Origin of the sequence: Ancylobacter sp. 3268 (assembly GCF_031456575.1) — a bacterium.
Lineage (GTDB): Bacteria > Pseudomonadota > Alphaproteobacteria > Rhizobiales > Xanthobacteraceae > Ancylobacter.
Genome location: NZ_JAVDUX010000023.1, coordinates 40,172 through 58,780 on the forward strand (window position 1 = coordinate 40,172; position 18,609 = coordinate 58,780).

General features: G+C 62.1%; 13 protein-coding genes, 1 tRNA gene and 1 pseudogene. 6 read left to right on the top strand and 9 right to left on the bottom strand.

The genetic code is table 11. The features are described from left to right. Positions 1 to 6: 6 nt before the first annotated feature. The 4 genes from J2X65_RS24425 to J2X65_RS24440 form a co-directional block, all read right to left on the bottom strand. Positions 7 to 210 (bottom strand): DUF1656 domain-containing protein, encoded by a 204-nt coding sequence (locus J2X65_RS24425; protein ID WP_310207260.1) that lies wholly within the window; start codon positions 208 to 210, stop codon positions 7 to 9. Continuing rightward, on the bottom strand, positions 207 to 2,174 hold the full coding sequence (locus J2X65_RS24430) for an FUSC family protein (protein ID WP_310207263.1): 1,968 nt from the start codon (positions 2,172 to 2,174) through the stop codon (positions 207 to 209). The genes J2X65_RS24425 and J2X65_RS24430 overlap by 4 nt, the downstream gene beginning before the upstream one ends. Positions 2,175 to 2,230: 56 nt before the next feature. Next, positions 2,231 to 3,118 carry a HAMP domain-containing sensor histidine kinase gene (locus J2X65_RS24435; protein WP_310207266.1) on the bottom strand — a complete coding sequence of 296 codons (888 nt, stop codon included), beginning with the start codon at positions 3,116 to 3,118 and terminating at the stop codon, positions 2,231 to 2,233. Between the two features lie 110 nt (positions 3,119 to 3,228). Next, positions 3,229 to 4,524 carry an MFS transporter gene (locus tag J2X65_RS24440; RefSeq protein WP_310207269.1) on the bottom strand — a complete coding sequence of 432 codons (1,296 nt, stop codon included), beginning with the start codon at positions 4,522 to 4,524 and terminating at the stop codon, positions 3,229 to 3,231. A gap of 739 nt (positions 4,525 to 5,263) precedes the next feature. Here J2X65_RS24440 and J2X65_RS24445 point away from each other — a divergent pair. Beyond that, positions 5,264 to 5,387 (top strand) — tRNA-OTHER (locus J2X65_RS24445). 176 nt (positions 5,388 to 5,563) lie between these two features. Continuing rightward, on the top strand, positions 5,564 to 5,842 hold the full coding sequence (locus J2X65_RS24450; RefSeq protein WP_310207272.1) for an Arm DNA-binding domain-containing protein: 279 nt from the start codon (positions 5,564 to 5,566) through the stop codon (positions 5,840 to 5,842). Here the strand turns inward: J2X65_RS24450 and J2X65_RS24455 are convergent. The 4 genes and pseudogenes from J2X65_RS24455 to J2X65_RS24470 all read right to left on the bottom strand — a co-directional run. Beyond that, positions 5,826 to 6,334: pseudogene (locus J2X65_RS24455) on the bottom strand (transposase); the annotation flags it as partial. The gene J2X65_RS24450 and the pseudogene J2X65_RS24455 sit on opposite strands and share 17 nt — an antisense overlap. 133 nt (positions 6,335 to 6,467) lie before the next feature. Continuing rightward, a complete protein-coding gene (locus tag J2X65_RS24460; protein ID WP_310207275.1) occupies positions 6,468 to 9,899 on the bottom strand; it encodes a DEAD/DEAH box helicase family protein in 3,432 nt (1,143 codons plus the stop codon). A 9-nt stretch (positions 9,900 to 9,908) separates the two neighbouring features. Next, positions 9,909 to 11,084, bottom strand: a complete 1,176-nt coding sequence (locus J2X65_RS24465; protein ID WP_310207278.1) for a restriction endonuclease subunit S — start codon at positions 11,082 to 11,084, stop codon at positions 9,909 to 9,911. Continuing rightward, a complete protein-coding gene (locus tag J2X65_RS24470; protein WP_310207281.1) occupies positions 11,081 to 12,616 on the bottom strand; it encodes a class I SAM-dependent DNA methyltransferase in 1,536 nt (511 codons plus the stop codon). Before J2X65_RS24470 ends, J2X65_RS24465 begins: the two co-directional genes overlap by 4 nt. A 537-nt stretch (positions 12,617 to 13,153) precedes the next feature. On the opposite strand from J2X65_RS24470, the gene J2X65_RS24475 reads away from it, so the two are divergent. Genes J2X65_RS24475 through J2X65_RS24490 form a run of 4 tightly spaced genes read left to right on the top strand, consistent with a single transcriptional unit; the run spans position 13,154 to position 17,461 of the window. Beyond that, on the top strand, positions 13,154 to 15,265 hold the full coding sequence (locus J2X65_RS24475) for a catalase (protein ID WP_310207284.1): 2,112 nt from the start codon (positions 13,154 to 13,156) through the stop codon (positions 15,263 to 15,265). Between the two features lie 10 nt (positions 15,266 to 15,275). Further along, positions 15,276 to 15,884, top strand: coding sequence for an isochorismatase family cysteine hydrolase (locus tag J2X65_RS24480; protein WP_310207287.1), 609 nt, complete (start codon positions 15,276 to 15,278; stop codon positions 15,882 to 15,884). Between the two features lie 15 nt (positions 15,885 to 15,899). Then, on the top strand, positions 15,900 to 16,532 hold the full coding sequence (locus J2X65_RS24485; protein WP_310207290.1) for a DUF6766 family protein: 633 nt from the start codon (positions 15,900 to 15,902) through the stop codon (positions 16,530 to 16,532). Between the two features lie 35 nt (positions 16,533 to 16,567). Then, the gene (locus J2X65_RS24490; protein WP_310207294.1) at positions 16,568 to 17,461 is read left to right on the top strand and encodes an SDR family oxidoreductase; all 894 of its coding nucleotides are present in this window, start codon (positions 16,568 to 16,570) and stop codon (positions 17,459 to 17,461) included. A gap of 173 nt (positions 17,462 to 17,634) precedes the next feature. Here J2X65_RS24490 and J2X65_RS24495 read toward each other — a convergent pair whose 3' ends face one another. Further along, positions 17,635 to 18,540: a DUF72 domain-containing protein gene (locus J2X65_RS24495; protein ID WP_310207325.1), complete on the bottom strand. Its 906-nt coding sequence runs from the start codon at positions 18,538 to 18,540 to the stop codon at positions 17,635 to 17,637. Positions 18,541 to 18,609 lie beyond the last annotated feature (69 nt).

Genomic DNA, 18,609 nt, shown 5'->3' on the forward strand with positions numbered 1-18,609 from the left:
ACGCTCCTATGCGAGCATGGTCAGCACGCCGAAGATCGAGACGTAGAGGCTCAATTCGACGAGTGGCGGGTTGCTGACGTGGTTGAGGAAGCCGATGCGATGAAGCAAGGGGCGCAACAATAGCGCTACGAAAAGCGTCACCAGCGCGTAGCGCAATATCGGGGCAAGCAAAACGCCTCCGATGACGAAATCATGGAAGCCATATGTCATGGTTCACCTTTGGTGGCGGCCTGTGCGCGCACGTCGTTTATGGAAAATGTAAGGCTCGCGTCGACGAAAGCTGCGGCAAGGCGCTGGAGCGCGGGATCTCGGAGCATGTTGTTTATGTTGAGGGCCTGCGCGACGGCGAGGAGAGACACTGCATCCGGGTGTTTCAGTGCGCAGCGAGCCTCCTGCAGCAGCGCGGCAGACCCTGTTTCGACGAAACGATCCAGACATTGGTCGCAGATGCGTAACGCTGAAACTTCATCGAAGCGATGCAGACTCCAGGTCATTGCGTCACGGCCTTCCGACGTTGCTTCTGCGAGGTCGACGATCTGACCCACTCGCACCGCGTCGCGGAAGCCCAGTTCTCGCACGTTCAGCTCTCTCGCTGGCACGAGGGTGGGGCCAGTCCGGTGCCTCCTGATGTCCCGGTCTGCCTCGTACAGCAATTGCGCAAGCTTCTGTGGCTTCGTCCGGCTCGGGATCAGATACTGGATGGCGAATAGGAGTAGGGCCGCTACACAGACGAACGTGCAAGCGAAGACGAACTCTTGTGGGTCATAGCTCTGCGGATTGCTGGGCGCGAACACCGCGATCATGAAAATGAGATTGGTGCGCGCAAGCGTGGCGATGACGGGACTCGCTTTCGTCATCAGCAGACCGAGCCCGATGACGAAGGGAGCCATGCCGAGAGCCAGCTGCGGGAAGCCAGTGGCTCCATCGAGCACGACAAACTCTAATAGGCCCGCGAGCAAACAGCCCATTGGCGCTGCTATCAGCGCGACGGTGGCAAAGGCCCGGCGGTCCGGGGCCGTCGCCGAGAGACCGATCAGAATGCCGACAAAAGCCAGGCAGATCTCTGCGGCGGGCCAGTCCAGCACTCGAAGTGCCAGAGCGGCCACGCCAAAGCTCAACGCACCCGCCACCCCGTTCTCAAACGCGAGCCTGCGCGAGGCGTACATGGGTGCGCGCAGATTGTGTTGCGGAAATCGGGTTTGCCTGAGGGCACCAAGATCGTCGCTGCACGCGCGGTCGGCTATCAACAACCGTTCATGGGCTAGCCGACAGGTGAGTGCCGCGAGTTCGGAGGTTCCCTCCGGCACGAGCGCTGTCGGCTCGCACCCGCTGACCCTGGGCGTCTGGAGGTCTGAGCGGGCGGTGTCTTTCCGAAGCGTGACGGCTTCGACATTGCCGAGCCGCGGCAGGCGCTGCAGTCCGCGCGCGGCGGCCAGCAGTGAGACCAAGTTTACCATCGCAGCCTGCGCTGCGCTGCGCCGCGCCCTGCCATTACTGGATTCCGCCCCGAGACTGGCGACATCCGGCCGGAGCGCTGCGATGTCGCGCAGTAGATGGAGCGCTTCTTCATCCGCGGCCGTGCCGTTGCCGCAGGCGCTTCGACTGTAGGCCCGGACGCGGGCATGGAGTTCGCGGAGCTGCCGCGCGATCTTCGGGTGAAAATCTGGTGCTCCAAGAAGATCGTTGACGAAGGCTAGGGCGAGGATGCCGATGACGATGGCTGCGCCTCGCGCCGTCGCTGCGTCGAAGACGTTCTGAGGTGTATCGATGTTCTGCAATGCGATGAACGATACGGTGACCGCGCCGAGCGATGCAGCATAAGCCCGATTGCCGTCGAACATCCCCGCGGCATACACGCAAGCTCCGATCCACAGCGCGAATGCGATGAGCAACAGAAGTCCCGACTGTGTGAATACCCCAGTAATTACGAATGTGGCGATGATTCCTAACGTGGTCGCGATCAGACGGAAGCCGGCTTTCTCCAGGCCCTGTCCCCGTGTGGGTAGCGAAAGGATCGCAACGGTCAGCGCGGCCGACGATGGTGCCTCGAGCTCGAGCCAAAACGAGGCGTAGAGCGCCAGGACTAGCGCCAGCCACACGCGACAGGCGAACATCCAGGAGGACAGGCCGAATCCCGCGAAGGAACCAGGTTGTCGGATGACGTCAGCGTTCACGGTAGGCTCCTTCTCAGCTGCATGGCCTCAAATCGAAATCGCGAACGCTGCGTTGTTCAGCAGACGTCAACTACTGACGAGGGAGCGTGACGACGCTCACCAGGCGCCTGCGAAGACGGCAGGATGATGTGGAAGGTCGCCCCAGCCTCGTCGTTGCGTACGGCGCGGATACTACCTCCATGCATCTCGATGATCCGCCGGCACAGCGACAGGACGATGCCCGTGCCGTCGGCCTTGGTCGTGAAGAACGGCTCGAACAGCTGATCCGGGTCCGCAGCGTCGAAGCCGCCACCATTGTCGGCAAAGCTGATGTGAAGTGCCCCCGCATCTCGGCACCGCGTCATTATTGACATCTCACGCTCGACGCTCGTGCCATCCATGGCATGGAATGCATTACGCAGAAGGTTCAGCATGACCTGCCGCAACAACACGGTGTCGACCTCAACCCACGCTCCTGCGGGATCAAGATCGGTTTCAACTCGGATGGCTCCATGGCGACGTTCAGGCTCAATCGCCGCCAAGGCCGAGGAAATTTCGCCGTTAAGGTCGACCCGAACCTTCTGAAGGGGCTCGTCCAGGAACAGACTGCGCAACTGCCGCACGATCTCCGCGAGACGTCGCGCCTCGCGAACGATCATGTCGACGTTGGCGCGGACCTCGTGCAAAACGGGCGCGTCGGCCCGAAGCCAGTTGAGGCATGCTTCACCACTGAGGGCTATGGACGCCACCGGTTGCATCAACTCATGCGAGACCGCGGCGGTCCAATCGGACGCACGCCCTGTTCTGTCGAACCGCCCGCAGGGCGCCGACCTGCTCGTTCTCGCCAACTCGAACTCGGCTGCAGTCCCGTGATCGGCATAGTAATGCATCCGACCGAAGTGCGCGCCGGTCTCGCCTGGGAACGGAAGGGGCTCGACCGGAGGTTGAGTTACATTGGCGCGCATGTCCTTTCCCCCTGACTTGATCCATCGGAGCAAGGATGACGTGCCGCGACGGCACGAGCGAGTTTAGACTCGCAAAGAACTGCAAAAATCGCAGGTCGGCCGCGACGGGATCATGTCGTACGAAGCAGTCGCCGATAGCTCGGCAGCGCCGAAGCGAAGGCCGCAAAGGCCACAGGGCTTGCCATGAGAGCCAGAGTACTCATTCCCGCTGCAAGTGCCGAGGGACCTACATGCCACCTCTCGGCAATGAGCGCGACCATGAGGGGGCCGAGACCGAAGCCAGCCAGATTGGTCATCAGCATGATTAGGGCAACGAAACGGGCTCGCATACGCCCTGGCACGCTCCTCTGGATGATGAGTGTCGTCAGTGTGATCTTCGACATCACGCCGACAAGGCCGGGAACCAGGCACAAGGCGACCATTGCCGGCCCGGTTGCCAGCGGCAGGAGCGCGAAACACGCCATCGAGGCGGCGGAAGCCACTAAAAGCAGCAGCAGTGCATCATTCCGCCCGCGCCGTTCCAGCCACGCACCGACCATAGGTACCCCGAGCGCACCTGCTATGCTCGACGGAATCCCTATCAGGCCAACGAAAAAGCCCGCATCGGCAGGAGACAGCCCATGCTGCCGTATCATCACTGTTGGCAGCCAACCGATAATGCCAAAGCTTACCAGGCTGATGAGCCCCCCGGCAAAGATGATGACGGGATACAGTCGCCACTCAGCCAGGAGATGGCGGGTGAAGTTGGCCGCGGATTGTGCCGGCACAACATCTTCCGTTCGCGCAGGATCCGGAATGCAGATGCCGAAAAGCAGACCCAGTACAATTCCGGGCAGTCCGACGACCAGCATCGTCGCCCGCCAGGAACTCAGTGCCTCTGGGACGACAAGCGCCGCCAATTTTATGGCGAAGCCACCAATGAAGTACGAGCCGGTTGCCATCAGGACACCTGTGGTCAGATAGACGCTGGTTGGCAGGTGACGTTTGTGCCGGGGGAAGAGGTCCGCGATCATCGAGACCGCTGCTGGCGACAGAACGGCCTCCCCGATCGCAATCCCCATGCGGAAGATGAGCAGCCACGTGTAATTCGGCACGAAGGCACACAATGCCGTCGACGCGCTCCACAGTACTACCCCTGAGACCAGAATTGCCTTTCGACGGCCGCTATCTATGAGATAGGCTGCGGGAAGCCCCATAAGCGAATATGCCAACCCGAAGACCGTTCCATAAAGCAGCCCCATCTCGATGTCCGAGGCGGAGAGTTCTTCAGCGATCGGCTGGACGAGAAGTCCGACAATCGTTCGATCGACGAATGACAGCACAAAGAAAATGCTGAGAAAGCCGGTAACAAACCATCCCCATCTGGCAGACGTGGCGGGATATACTAGCGGTGTCGCGATCGACATAGCTGCGTGCCTCGATCTTTGGTTCAGGCCTTCGTTCTCTCCACGGACTCCATGTGGAAGCGAAACTCTGGCCTCAAGGACATTGTCGGGGCCGCCGGCCTAATACCAATCGGCCGAACATGCTGTGTTCGTGCGGACCTGAAAAGCTGCGAGACGGGGATTGCCAAAGCGTGCCACTAAAGGCGGTCAATCCTCCTTATATCTGACCGCTTAACGTTGCTTTGCAATTTTGAACTATCACATCATATATCACCATCGGCATATCTCCCCCGCACAATCGTCGACATCCACGGTGGTCTCTTGGGCAGGCCTCGCGCTCATCGAGGCGAAGCGGTCGGTTCGAATCGGCCAGCAGGGAGACTGGCTCGTGATCCGCGCCCCCGACGTTCAAGCCGACCTCGAAGGGCTCGGTGTGACCGTCGTCATCGCCACCGACAAGGTTCTCCTGGCCGCGGGCGCGGCTCCTCCGTAAACGATGGTAGCCGAGGACAATAAAAAGCTGGCGTGCTTTTTCATGCGAAAGAGCTCGCCAGTGGCTGAAATCCCCATCCGGAACAGCCTCTGGCGGCATCATGGCGCAATCCTTGCCGAGCTTCAGAAAGTAGCTGACTTGAAGGACGCCGCGTAGCGACGCCACAGGTGGAGCGGCGCTTCTGTGGTCCAGCACTGGGTTTTATATGGGTGCTGCAAAGCGCGCGCTTGAATGACACGACATGCGTTGACATGGAATAGATTGGATAGCGGAGTTTCTTGAAATCACTACACTAGATGTATAGGGTAGAACGAACTGAAACGGACTGAATATAAATCAAGTAAAACTGAAAATCGCAGTGTCGGCGGTTCGACTCCGTCCCTGGGCACCATTTCCCGCTCGGCGTCGCCCGCTGAAGCTCAAAATCCCAAGAAAATCCGATAGTTACGCTGAGTTTGGCACCCGCTGAGGCTAACGGCGGCTCGTTGGCATTCGCCGAATTTGTTGGCATCTTTGTTGGCACAGCCGAATGCCAACAGATCACGATGCCAACACCGCAGGTGCCAAATGCCCTTGACTGACATTGCCGTCCGCACCGCAAAGGCCATCGACAAGCCCATCAAACTGTCAGATGGCGGCGGCCTGCACCTGCTCGTGACACCGACCGGTAGCAAGCCCTGGCGTATGGCCTATCAATTCGATGGCAAGCAGAAGCAGCTCGCTTTCGGCGCCTACCCGGAGGTCTCGCTGAAGGAAGCTCGCACGCGGCGGGATCAAGCCAAGCAAAAGCTGGCCACCGGGGATGATCCCGGCGTTGTCTCGAAGCTTGGGTTCGCTTCTGGTTGATCACCCAGCCCTCCCGGCGCAGCAGCACCTGCACGCGCCGGTAGCCATAGCGCACTCGGGTTTCGCAGATCGTCTTGATGCGGGGCGCCAATGGGGCCTGGTCGGGTCGGCAGGACTGGTAGTGGTAGGTGGACCGGTCGAATTCCAGAGCCGCACGGGCCCGGCGGATCGACACCTGCCATTCGCCACACATCATGCCGACGAGCTCGCGCTTGCGACCAGGCCTCAGATTTTTCGGCGGACGATATCCTGCAGCATCTCCCGGTCCAGGGAGAGGTCGGCAACGAGTTTGCGCAGCTTCGTGTTCTCATCCTCGAGTTGTTTCAGCCGCCTCATCTCGAGCGGGGCCAGCCCCTCATATTTCTTCTTCCAGTTGAAATAGGTCGCCTGGCTGATCCCGGCCCGCCGGCAGATATCCGCCACCGGCACACCGTCCGCTCCCTGCTTCAGGATGAACGCCTTCTGGGCGTCCGGGAACTTCGATGCCTTCATCGTCTTCCACTCCTCCCAGCCCGGGGATTTTGACGCGGAAAACTCCAGCTTTAAACGGTCCAGTTTTCGGGGATCAGATCAGTCACCGGCACGTCCGCCATCTCGCGCAACATCATGAAGTTGACGTACTCTCTCAATGAGATCCGCCAACCGCACTGGCGTTTATCTCTTTGATTACAGCCACCAGGCGCTTTGCACGATCGAAGGTGAAAACCTGCTCCGGCCCGCTTGGCGCCAAATCGGTGAACGGGCTTTCATACAGCAGCGCCGGCTCCATGACGCCCTTCTCGGTCAGGTGCTCGATGACCATTTCGAGAAACTCGATCTGCTGAGCCGTGAGGGCGTTATCGCCCAGGAACTCCCCGAAGGCGTCCGCGACGGCACCTCGGTCGAGCCCGACCAGCGAGCGGATGAACGCCCCGAAGCCGTGAGCGAGTTCTGCCGCCTTCTCGACATGCTCGCGGGCGCCGACACCCGCATCGAGCAGCATCTGCTCCAGTTGCGCGATATCGCTGGCAGTCAGCGGCTTGCCGTGCCGGAGCTTGGCAATGGCGATGTGGTCCTCATGCTCGCGCAGGAAATGCCGGGCCTTGCGTTTGAACCGCATGAAATCCACCTCGCCCACTTCGGGCAGGTCGATCTCGGCACCCGGGCCCAGCTCGTCGGTGAAATCGGTATAGACGATCCTGCGCCGCTCCTTCTCGATGTGCTGCACCAGGCCGCGAAGCCTAAGCCGCACCAGTTCGAGCAGAGGCACCGTGACGTCGTTCCACCAGTCGTCGGACAGGATGTCGAGGATCAGCCGATGCTGGGCGGCGATGATCGGGATCGCGGTCTGCTCGTCGAGCGCCGAGGCGATCTCGACCAGTTGCTTCCTCAGCCGTTCGAAGCTCCTCGAGCCTTTCAGAAGGGCCAGCTCAAGGCCGAACATCAACAAATCGAAACGCTTGGCCTCCTCGGGCTCGCCCTTCACCTCGCTTGGGAGCGGCGCGACCTCTTCGAGCAGTTCGCCGCGCATGGCGTCGCTCAGTTCGGTCCAGGCGTCTGCGGATCGGTATTTCTCGACGATACGGCGCTTGCTCCGCACGATGAAATTGTCGAGGTTCATGCGGGCGACATAGGTGCGCAGCGCGTCCAGCGCCTCGTCGCGGATGGTCCGTTCATCGAAAGGTTTGCCGTCGCCGGCGTCATAGCCGTCCTGATCCGGCTCCGCCATGCCGGCAGTGTCCAGCCGACATTTGTCGTCCAGCGCGCGGACGAGATCGAACCGGGCAGCGAAGAGACGCTCATTGAGGCTCTTCGCATTGCGGCCCGCATCCGGCTGCGGGTTCTGGCGGAAGAATTCGAGGTTCTGGCAATAGTCGAAGACGCGGAAGAACTCCTTGTCCTGCCCGGGGCCGTAGAGATCGGGACACAGCCGCGTGCCGCGCCCGAGGATCTGCCAGAACTTGGTCTTCGAGCGGATCAGCTTGAACAGGACGAGGTTGACCACCTCCGGAACGTCGATGCCAGTGTCGAGCATGTCGACGGAGATGGCGATATGCGGATCGCCGTCCTTCTTCGAGAAGTCGTCGATCAGGCTCTGGGCATATTCGGTCTTGAAGGTGATGACCCGGGCGAAATGGCCGGCCAGATGCGGATAGGCCCGGTTGAACCGCTGCTCGATGAATTCCGCATGGCTCTGGTTCTTGGCGAAGACGATGGTCTTGCCGAGGCGATCACCGCCAGCGACCTTCAGCCCGTCGGTCATAACATGCGCCAGCACCTTGTCGACCGTGTCGGCGTTGAACAGCCACTTGTTGACCGCCTCGGCATTGACGCTGTCGGGCGGGTCGCCATGCTCCTCGTCCCATTCGAGCATGTCCCACTGCTCTTTCTCCGCCTCGGAGAGCTCGTCATAGCGGATGCCCTCGCGCTGGAACTTGAGCGGGACGGAGACCGAGCGCGGCGGCACGAGATATTCGTCCTCCACCGCCTTGTCGAGCGAATAGGCGTCGGTCGGCACGCCGTTCTCGAGGTCGAACAGGCCGTAGGTGTTGCGGTCGAGCTCGTCCTTCGGCGTCGCGGTGAGGCCGACCAGCAGGCTGTCGAAATAGTCGAAGATCGCGCCGTAGCGCTGGTAGACCGAGCGATGCGCCTCGTCGATGATGACGAGGTCGAAATGGCCCGGGCCGAAGCGCGCCGCGCCGCCGGAGCGCTCGTCGATCAGGTTCATCATGGTGGGATAGGTGGAGAGGAAGACGCGGCCGATGGCGCTCTTCTCCGTCACCAGATTGACCGGCGAGGCGTCCGGCAGATGCGCCTTGAAGGCCCTGACGGCCTGGTTGACCAGCGCCACGCGGTCGGCGAGGAACAGCACACGCTTCACCCAGCCAGCCCGCATCAAGAGGTCGACCAGGGCGATGACCGTGCGGGTCTTGCCGGCGCCGGTGGCCATGACCAGCAGGCTCTTGCGCTGCCGGTTCGCTTCGAAGGCCTCGGCGACGCGGGAGATGGCGCGGGTCTGGTAGTAGCGGCCGGCGATCTTCCTGTTGACGGGGAGAGAGGCGATCGGGCTGCGGCTCGCCCGCCGCTGGATGAGCAGTTGCAGCTCGTCCTTCTTGTAGAAGCCGGAGACGGCGCGCGGCGGATAGGCAAGATCGTCCCAGATCCAGTGCTCGTAGCCGTTCGAGGTGAAGATGACCGGCCGTTGCCCGAACTGCCGTTCTAGGCAATCGGCATAGAGCTTCGCCTGCTGCTGGCCGGCGCGCGGATCGCGCCGGGTGCGCTTGGCCTCGATCAGGCCCAGCGGCTTGCCGTCGTCGCCCCAGAGCACATAGTCGACGAAGCCGCGGCCCTCGCTGTTCGGCATGCCGTCGACCGGAAACTCGCGGTCGCGCGGGCTGTCGAGCGTCCAGCCGGCCTCCTTGAGCAGCAGGTCGATATAGAGGTCGCGGGTCTGCGCCTCGGAATAATCGTGATGGTCCGGCCGCGCCTCGTTCTCGCGGCGGACGGCGGCGATCTCGGCGCGCAGGCGCTGCAGCTCGGCGTCGAGAGCGGCCTTGTCGCGCAGCATGGCCTCGAAGGCGGCGTCGCGTGCCTCCATCTCGCCCTTGAGGCGGGTGAGTTCGGAGAAGGCGCGCTTCACCAGATCGGTCTTGCGGCTTAGATGCGCGGGATCGAAGGCCAGCCCGTCCGCCGGCCGCTGGCGCCGCGCATAGCTGCGCGCCAGCCAGAAGCAGAGATGGAACAGCTCGCGCACGGCACTCGCCGCTTCCGTCGCGCGGGTCTCGCGGCTCTCATGGACGGCCTGGTTGCCGATCTTGATGATGACGCGGGCCTTGGCGAACACCGCTTCGCCGGCAATGCGCTGGAAGCTCGGCTCGTGGATCAGGGCGGAGATGTTGCTCTGATAGGGGAACTTCAGGCCGGGATCGTGCTGGTAGGCCCATTGCACGGCGAGTTCCACCGTGCGCCGTGCATAGAAGGCCGCCGCCCGCGGATCGCCCTCCGCCAATGCCTCCGCCCGCTTCGCGCTGTCGAAGATCTCGGGGAACTCGGCGGCGAGGAAGGCGAAGTTGGACATGCGGGCGACCTAGAGCTGGCCGGAGAAGGCGCGGTGCTGGAGGGAGGAGAAGAGGGAGTCTAGAATTGCCCCTTGATTGTTACACTTTGCCAATCTCGCTGCAATCGTCTGAACTTTAGTAACAAACCGATTTTGAATGTCCATATCCACATCGGGAATTTCAAAGGACCGAATCTGTTCAAAATTTAGCCCTGGCTTGGTCTGACCATACTGCCACTTTGCAATTTGCTGTTGACCTGCCGCAGAACTCAAAAAGAAAGAAAGAAACTCTGAACTAATTTTCGAGATTATTGGCCTCAGTATCGCAACGTGCTGACTGACGTACGACCTCGACTGTTCATCCTTTAAAGCTGCTACCCGGCCAATACGAGATCCGGTGATCGTCAGCAACACGTCGCCGGACTGAGTGCGTGTGCGGCGTGCTTCCGCGTTATCTGGCGCTTGAACATAGACAATATCTTCGTTCCCTAGGAAATTCATTTGAACGTCCAGAGATCGGATGAAGCGGTCGCCAGTTTCGGCATAATAACGGGACCAATTGCGACCCCCGCTGGTTACAAATGACAAGCAGTCACCCAACGCGATGGTGCGATTGGAAGCCTGCGTTGCAACCTCTTCGATTAACACCGAGCCGATGCTGTCGAGCAGCGTGATGGCCTGGCGGCGCTTCTGGCGCAGCTGATCGGCCTTATCCAGGATCGTCGCAATCCGCTTCTGCTCGTCGAGGGGGGGAACATGGAAAAGAATTTTATCAAGGTTTTTTCGCGAAATGCGGTTCCGCGTAGTTCCTGAAGACCAGTTGCCCACTTCATTCCGAAAGCTCGGAGAATTAATCATGTGGCAGAGCCAAGGCGTAAAAACCTGATCGTCGGCAGGTCTGACAATTGCAACGTCAACCACGGTGACCGCCTGCTGGCCGATGCCCGGATAGATACAAGCCCGCCCCAGCGGGTCCGGCATGCGAGCGATCAAGATGTCACCCTGCTGCAAGAAGGTGCACCTCAATTGTCGAGCCTTGTCGGACGTGAGAAAGCGCGAAGACTTGTTGATGAAATAGCCGTCTCCCACGTCGGCCAATTGGATCAATCGCACGTCGCCAGATGGATCTTGATCTTTGCTTTCTACCCAATCGCCATCGGTAAAAATGCCTTTATTTCCTACAATGTCGCTGAGGTTCGCTTTCACAGCATCGCCTCCAGTTCCTTCAGCCCCGCGGCGATCTCGTCTTCCAGCGCCAGCAGCTCGGCGATGATCTCCTTGGGCGGGCGATGCTCGGCCGCCTCGTGCACCACTTCCTTGTAGCGATTGAGCGACAAATCGTAGTCGGCCGCCGCGATCTCCTCGCGCGTCACGGTGAAGCTCTGGCCGCTGCGCGGGTTGGCGCGCTCGGCGCCGGCGCGCTGCTTCCAGCGCGCCACCACGTCCGGCAGGTTGTTCCTCGCATGCTCTTCCGCGCCGAGCGCCACCCTGGGCACCGGGCCGAATTTCTCCTCCGGCACCAGCGTCTGGCGCTTGTCGTCGAGGCTCATGCCGTCGGCCTGCACGTCGTAGAACCAGACGTGATCGGTGCCGCCGGAATTGGTCTTGGTGAAGAACACGATGGCGGTGGAGACGCCGGCATAGGGCCGGAACACGCCGGAGGGCAGCTTGACGATGGCGTCGAGCTTGTGGCCGTCCACCAGCATCCGGCGGATCGCCCTGTGCGCCGTCGACGAGCCGAACAGCACCCCGTCCGGCACGATCACCGCCGCCCGCCCGCCGGGCTTCAGGAGCTTCAGGAACAGCGCCATGAACAGCAGCTCGGTCTTCTTGGTCTTGACGATGGCGAGCAGGTCGCTGGCGGTGGTCTCATAGTCCAGCGAGCCGGCGAAGGGCGGATTGGCGAGGATCAGCGAATAGCGGTCGGCGTCGTCGCCATGGCTGGAGGACAGCGAATCCCGATAGCGGATGTCGGCCGCCTCGACGCCGTGCAGCTGCATGTTCATCGAGCCGATGCGCAGCATGGTCTGGTCGAAATCGTAGCCGTGGAACATGCCGTGATGGAAATGCCGGTTCAGCGCGGCGTCGCGGAACAGGCCCTTGTGATGCGCGCGCAGATATTCGCCGGCGGCGACCAGAAAGCCGCAAGTGCCGCTCGCGGGATCGCAGATCACGTCCTGCGGCGTCGGCGCCGTCAGCTCCACCATCAGCTTGATGATGTGGCGCGGCGTGCGGAACTGGCCGTTCTGGCCGGCGCTGGCGATCTTGCCGAGCATGTATTCATAGAGATCGCCCTTGGTGTCGCGATCCACCAGCGGGATGTCGGCGAGCATGCCGACCACCTTGTCCAACAGGCCCGGCGTCGGGATGGTGAAGCGCGCGCCCTTCATGTGCTCGGCATGGGCGGTGCCTTCTTGCGCCATCTCGCGCAGAAAGGGAAAGACATGCTCGCCGACGATGGCGAACATCTCGGCCGGCTCCTCGTTCTGGAAGCGCGACCAGCGCATCCGCTCATAGGCCATGCCCCTGGCGTTCGCCCCTTCCGGGAAGATGCGGCGCTCCATCGGCAGGCCGAGCGTGTTGGCCTTGTTCTCCTCGCGGGTCTGCTCCTCGTCGAGCCCGCGGATGAAGAGGAGATAGGTCAGTTGCTCGATCACCTCGATGGGATTGGCGATGCCACCGGCCCAGAAGGCATCCCAGATGGCATCGATCTTGGCTCTCAGTTCACCCGTCAGCACGCGCGCAATTCCAGTTCGACTCTTGAAGGTCGGCCCAGACTAGCGAGCACGCTGGTCCCGAGGAAGTGAGGGAGAGGGGTGATCGGACGCGGTCCCCGTCTCGTTGTTCCATGCGCCAGCGTTGCTACCACGTCACATGACGGTGTCTGGGACCTAGTGGACGCGCACAGGCGCACCCTGAGCCTCGGATTGCGCCGGGGATCGAGAGTCGTGCGCTCGAAAGGATGTGCCGGAGTGAAGCCGTCGAATGCAGTTCTTCGGCTCTCGGGATGGCAGCGGCTCGGCAATGGCTTTGATGATCATGATCGTCCTGCTTCTGGGTCGATCCGTTCAATGAGATCCGGCCAAGCGGCCTTTCAGGCATAATGCGGCGCGACGCTGGATCGCGGACACTCCTCCCCATTCCTGAACGAGGCGGCAGCGCAAGCTGGGTCGACAGTGCTCGAACGACTCGGACGCAACGAAAGACGGCTCCCAAGGTTAGTGCAGCGATGCGGAGCGCGCCGGACGCCTCGCACGCTTAGGGAGCTAACCGCGATGGCACGCAAGACCAAGGAATCCCCAGCTGCAGCCACGAGGATTCACGATCAAACCCTCATTCGCGGCAATGGCGGCGAATTGCACCAATTGGCCGAAGGCGACACTCCCGTCTTGACCACGGCGCAGGGAGGGCCGGTCTCGGACGACCAGAACACCCTGAAAGTCGGCGCGCGCGGGCCGAGCCTGATCGAGGACTTCCACTTCCGTGAGAAGATCTTCCACTTCGATCATGAGCGTATCCCCGAGCGCGTCGTTCATGCGCGCGGCTACGGTGCGCATGGCTATTTCGAGACCTATGAATCGCTCGCCGCATATACCCGCGCCGACCTGTTCCAGCGGGCCGGCGAGAAGACGCCGGCCTTCGTGCGTTTCTCCACCGTCGCGGGCTCGAAAGGATCGTTCGATCTCGCCCGCGACGTGCGCGGCTTCGCGGTGAAGATCTACACCCGGGAAGGCAACTGGGATCTCGTCGGCAACAACATTCCGGTGTTCTTCATTCAGGACGCCATCAAGTTTCCCGACGTCATCCACTCGGTAAAGCCGGAACCCGATCGCGCCTTCCCGCAGGCCCAGTCGGCACATGACAATTTCTGGGACTTCATCTCGCTCACTCCGGAATCCATGCACATGATCATGTGGGTCATGTCCGACCGGGCGATCCCGCGCTCCTACCGCTTCATGGAAGGGTTTGGCGTCCACACCTTCCGCTTCCTGAACGCTGAGGACGAATCCACCTTCGTCAAGTTCATCTGGAAGCCGAAGCTCGGCCTGCAGTCGGTGTTGTGGAACGAGGCGGTTAAAATCAACGGTGCCGATCCCGATTTCCACCGCCGCGACCTGTGGCAGGCCATCCAGTCCGGCAACTTCCCGGAATGGGAACTCAACGTGCAGCTGTTCGACCAGGCCTTCGCCGACAGCTTCGACTTTGACGTGCTCGACCCGACCAAGCTCATTCCCGAAGAGATCCTCAAGCCGATCCCGGTCGGCCGGCTGGTTCTCGATCGCATGCCCGACAATTTCTTCGCCGAGACCGAGCAGGTGGCGTTCATGACGCAGAACGTGCCGCCGGGCATCGACTTCTCGAACGATCCGCTGCTTCAGGGACGGAACTTTTCCTATCTCGACACCCAGCTGAAGCGGCTTGGCAGCCCGAACTTCACCCATATTCCGATCAACGCGCCGAAATGCCCGTTCGCGCATTTCCAGCAGGACGGCCACATGGCGATGCGCAACCCGGTCGGGCGCACCAATTACCAGCCCAACTCGCGTGGCGAAGGCCCGCGCGAGGATCCCGTCCGCGGCTTTCGTTCGTTCCGCGAAGAGGTCGCTGCGCCCAAGATGCGCCTGCGGCCGGAGAGCTTCGCCGATCACTACAGCCAGGCCCGGCAGTTCTACAATAGCCAGACCGGTCCAGAGCAGAAGCACATTGCCATGGCACTCACCTTCGAACTCAGCAAGGTCGAGGAGCCGGTGATCCGTGAGCGGATGGTGGCGCATCTTCTGAACGTCGACGAGGCGCTCGGCGCAGCGGTGGCCGACAAGCTAGGCATGGAAAAGTTGCCGAAGCCCGCCGATGCGGCCGTTCCGCCGCGCGACGACCTGCCTGCATCTCCCGCGCTCAGCATCATCGAAAACGGTCCGGCAAGCTTCGCCGGTCGCAAGCTCGGCGTGCTCGTGAGCAATGGCTGTGATGGCGATGTGCTCACCGCCCTTCAGGCCGCCTTCGCCAAGGAGAAGGCGATTGTCGAGTTGATCGCGCCCAAGGTGGGCGGGGTCGAGACTAAGGACGGCACCAAGATCCCAGCCCACCATATGATCGACGGCGGACCTTCCGTCCTGTTCGACGCCGTGGCGTTGGTGCTTTCGGAAGAAGGCGCGGACCGCTTGCTGCGGGAGGCGACGGCGCGCGACTTCGTGGCTGACGCCTTCGCCCATTGCAAGTTCATCGGCTTTACGCCCGCCGCCGCGCCTCTGCTCGCCAAGGCCGGCATTGCCCCTGATGCCGACGAGGGGCTCACCGTATTGGAGGGCAGCGCATCGGTGTCCGCCTTTGTCGAGCAATGCCGCAAGCTGCGCCTGTGGGCGCGGGAAGCGAGCGTTAAACTCTGAGGAAGTTGCGATGGCCGCCCAGGGACTTGTCCATGGACCGCTTGGCGCTACCTGCCTCCATCTATGCGTCGACATGCAACGGCTGTTCGGGCCCGGCTACCCATGGGCGGTTCCACGGCTGGAGAAGGTCCTGCCCGCGATAGAAGCCTTATGCGCCCACCGGCCGGAACGGACTGTCTTCACACGGTTCATCCCGGCCGCGCGGGCCGGAGAAGGTCGCGGCGCTTGGGCGCGTTACTACCGCCGCTGGGCATCCGCCACGCTTGAGGAGATCGGCGCGGACGCCATCCGGCTGGTACCGGCTCTGGAACGTTTCGTTCCACCGGCAGGCGTGATCGACAAGCGCGTCTATTCGCCCTGGTTGGAAGGCCGGCTCGACGGGCTGCTCGCGCCGGCCGAGGTCGATACGGTCGTCATCACCGGCGGCGAGACCGATGTCTGTGTCCTCGCCACGGCGCTTGGCGCCATCGACCGGGGATTCCGGGTCATTCTGGTGGCGGATGCGCTGTGCAGTTCGTCCGACGAAACACACGACGCGCTGATGGAGCTCTATCTCAACCGCTTCAGCGAGCAGATCGAGGTGGCGAACACCGAGGAAGTGCTCGACGGCTGGCGTTAGCTCGGGGGAGACCTCATGCGGACTTTCTTGCGCAACAACGGACTGTCGCTGGCTCTCGGCGCAATGTTCCTCGTCTCCGTTGCCGGGATGGTGCTGGCCGGCCAGGCCGCCTTCAACAAAGAACTTGCCGAGCACAGGCAGGCTGCCATGAGCCTCATGGCCTATCTGGCCACGGGCGAGTTTCTGTCGGCGCTCTTCGAGAACTGGGAGAGCGAGTTCCTGCAGATGGCGACCTATGTCGTGTTCACCGCCATGCTGTTCCAGCGCGGCTCAGCGGAATCGCGAGATCCCGATGAGCCCTTCAGGCCCGACGACAGGGTGCCATGGCGCGCCCGCCATCCGCTGGCGGCATGGCTCTATGCCCACTCGCTCGGCCTTGCCCTGGCGCTGCTGTTCATTGCGTCGTTCCTGCTGCACTGGTGGTTCAGCATGGTCGCCGCCAATGCCCAGGCGCTCCGCCATGGCAGCGAGATCGAGACGATGTGGAGCCATTTGCGCGATCCGCAGTTGTGGTTCGAGTCGTTCCAGAACTGGCAGTCGGAATTCCTGTCGACCTTCGTGCTGGTCGTGCTGTCGATCTTCCTGCGCCATCAGGGCTCACCGGAATCCAAGCCCGTCGCTGCGACCAACTCGGAGACCGGCGACTGATCCACCGCCACCTCGACTTCAAAGGAGAGGCCACCATGACCGATCGCCTGAAAATGCAAGACCCACGCAAACAGTACCCGGCTCCCCCCTTTCCCGAGCAGCCGCAGCCCATGCCCGGGCTCGCTCGGAAGATGGATCCCACGCCGGACCATGGTGAGGAGAGCTATAGCGGATCGAATAAGCTGGTGGGGCGTAAGGCGCTAGTGACGGGCGGCGATTCCGGCATCGGCCGGGCCGCGGCCATCGCCTTCGCGCGCGAAGGCGCCGATGTCGCCATCTCCTATTTGCCCGATGAAGAGGCGGACGCGAAACAGGTCATCGCCCTGATCGAAGCGGAAGGACGCAAGGCCGTCGCACTTCCCGGCGACGTCAAGGAGGAAGCTTGGTGCCGCGAACTGGTCGATAGGGCCGTCGCCGAGCTGGGTGGGCTCGATATCCTAGTGATCAACGCCGCACGACAGCAGTACCGCGAAGCCGTCGAGGAGCTGTCGACGGCTGACTTCGACAGAACGATGAAAACCAACCTGTATGCGCTGCACTGGATCGCACAGGCGGCCGTTCCGCATCTGCCGGCTGGGGCTTCCGTCATCACCACCGCCTCGATCCAGGCCTACCAGCCCTCACCGATCCTGCTCGATTACGCCACGACCAAGGCCGGTATCGTCGCCTACACCAAGGCGCTCGCCAAACAGCTCATCGAAAAGGGCATCCGCGCCAACGTGGTCGCCCCCGGTCCGTTCTGGACTGCGTTGCAACCGAGCGGTGGCCAGCCGAACGAAAAGGTGCAGTCCTTCGGCAAGGACAGCGATTTCGGCCGCCCGGGGCAGCCGGTCGAGCTCTCGCCGATCTATGTGCTCCTCGCCTCGCAGGAAGCCAGCTTCATCAATGGCGAGGTATATGGCGTCACCGGCGGCAAGGGCATTGCCTGACATAGGGGCTGCGGCATAGGCGAAGGAGCATTTCAGCAACTCGCGCGTTGGATTGGCTCCGTCGACGAGGTCATCGAGCACAGCAATACTCTCTCGACCTCGGCAAGCCGTCTCGAATCCGACGATCCCTGTGAAATCGCCAAGTCGCGGAAGCGCCGTGCGAGGGGAAGTGTTCATGCCGCCTCCACCATCTGCGCGTGCCAGTGGATGTCGAGCCGCTCCATCAGGCGGCGGGCATCCTCGGGTGCGTGCAGCTTGTCGGTATTATCGAAGAATATGAACACGTCGCGCGGTTTTACGGGCGCGGCATCGGCCCCGACAAACGCGCCATCTTCCATCGGGCGCCCCTCCGCCCATGCCCTGATCCGCTTCGCCCAGCGGTCAAGGTCATCGTCACTGTAGCGCGAGCGGTAGAGCTCGCTCGACCCGTGCAGGCGGCAATAAACGAGGTCGGAAGTCACATCCATCAAGAGGGGCCATTTCACCGTGTCGGCACAGACCAGCGCGATATTGTGTTTCCGAAGCAGATCGACGAACTCCGGCGTGCGGAAGCTGTCATGGCGGATTTCCAAAGCATGGCGCAGCGGTCTCCGGGCGTCGGCGGAAGTGACGGCTCGCCCGTCGAGCCTTTCGTCATGTTGGCGCGCCAGCCGCGCCGCCTCCGCCGTGTCCTTCGGCAGCAGGGCAAGAAAATCGCCGATCAGGCCGGCATCGAAGCGAAAGCTCGGCTGCAATTGCCACAGCAGCGGGCCGAGCTTCGTCCCGAGGCACAGCACACCGGAAGCGAGGAAATTCGCCAGTGGCACCCGGACTTCCTTAAGGCGCTTGACATGGGTGATGAAGCGCGAGCCCTTCACCGCAAAAACGAAATCATCCGGCGTCGCCTCAACCCATTTCCGAAACACCTCCGGGCGTTGCAGCCCGTAGAACGTTCCGTTGATTTCCAGTGCCGCAAACTGGCTCGCGGCAAAGTTGAGCTCGCGCTTCTGGACAAGGCCCTTCGGGTAGAAATTTCCCCGCCACGGCGCATAGGTCCAACCCGACACGCCGATGCGAATGTCGCCCTGCCCTGAGTTCATGCCGGTCTCCTTTGCTGCTGGTCCCTTCGCCAATCCGGCAGCGCCGGCTCGGTTCCCGCCTGCCGCCTC

Excerpts from the sequence above, each read along its gene's own strand:
- J2X65_RS24495 (WP_310207325.1), bottom strand. The coding sequence starts at position 18,540 with ATGAACTCAGGGCAGGGCGACATTCGCATCGGCGTGTCGGGTTGGACC.
- J2X65_RS24435 (WP_310207266.1), bottom strand. The coding sequence starts at position 3,118 with ATGCGCGCCAATGTAACTCAACCTCCGGTCGAGCCCCTTCCGTTCCCA.
- J2X65_RS24490 (WP_310207294.1), top strand. The coding sequence starts at position 16,568 with ATGACCGATCGCCTGAAAATGCAAGACCCACGCAAACAGTACCCGGCT.
- J2X65_RS24475 (WP_310207284.1), top strand. The coding sequence starts at position 13,154 with ATGGCACGCAAGACCAAGGAATCCCCAGCTGCAGCCACGAGGATTCAC.
- J2X65_RS24460 (WP_310207275.1), bottom strand. The coding sequence starts at position 9,899 with ATGTCCAACTTCGCCTTCCTCGCCGCCGAGTTCCCCGAGATCTTCGAC.
- J2X65_RS24440 (WP_310207269.1), bottom strand. The coding sequence starts at position 4,524 with ATGTCGATCGCGACACCGCTAGTATATCCCGCCACGTCTGCCAGATGG.
- J2X65_RS24480 (WP_310207287.1), top strand. The coding sequence starts at position 15,276 with ATGGCCGCCCAGGGACTTGTCCATGGACCGCTTGGCGCTACCTGCCTC.
- J2X65_RS24450 (WP_310207272.1), top strand. The coding sequence starts at position 5,564 with ATGCCCTTGACTGACATTGCCGTCCGCACCGCAAAGGCCATCGACAAG.
- J2X65_RS24425 (WP_310207260.1), bottom strand. The coding sequence starts at position 210 with ATGACATATGGCTTCCATGATTTCGTCATCGGAGGCGTTTTGCTTGCC.
- J2X65_RS24485 (WP_310207290.1), top strand. The coding sequence starts at position 15,900 with ATGCGGACTTTCTTGCGCAACAACGGACTGTCGCTGGCTCTCGGCGCA.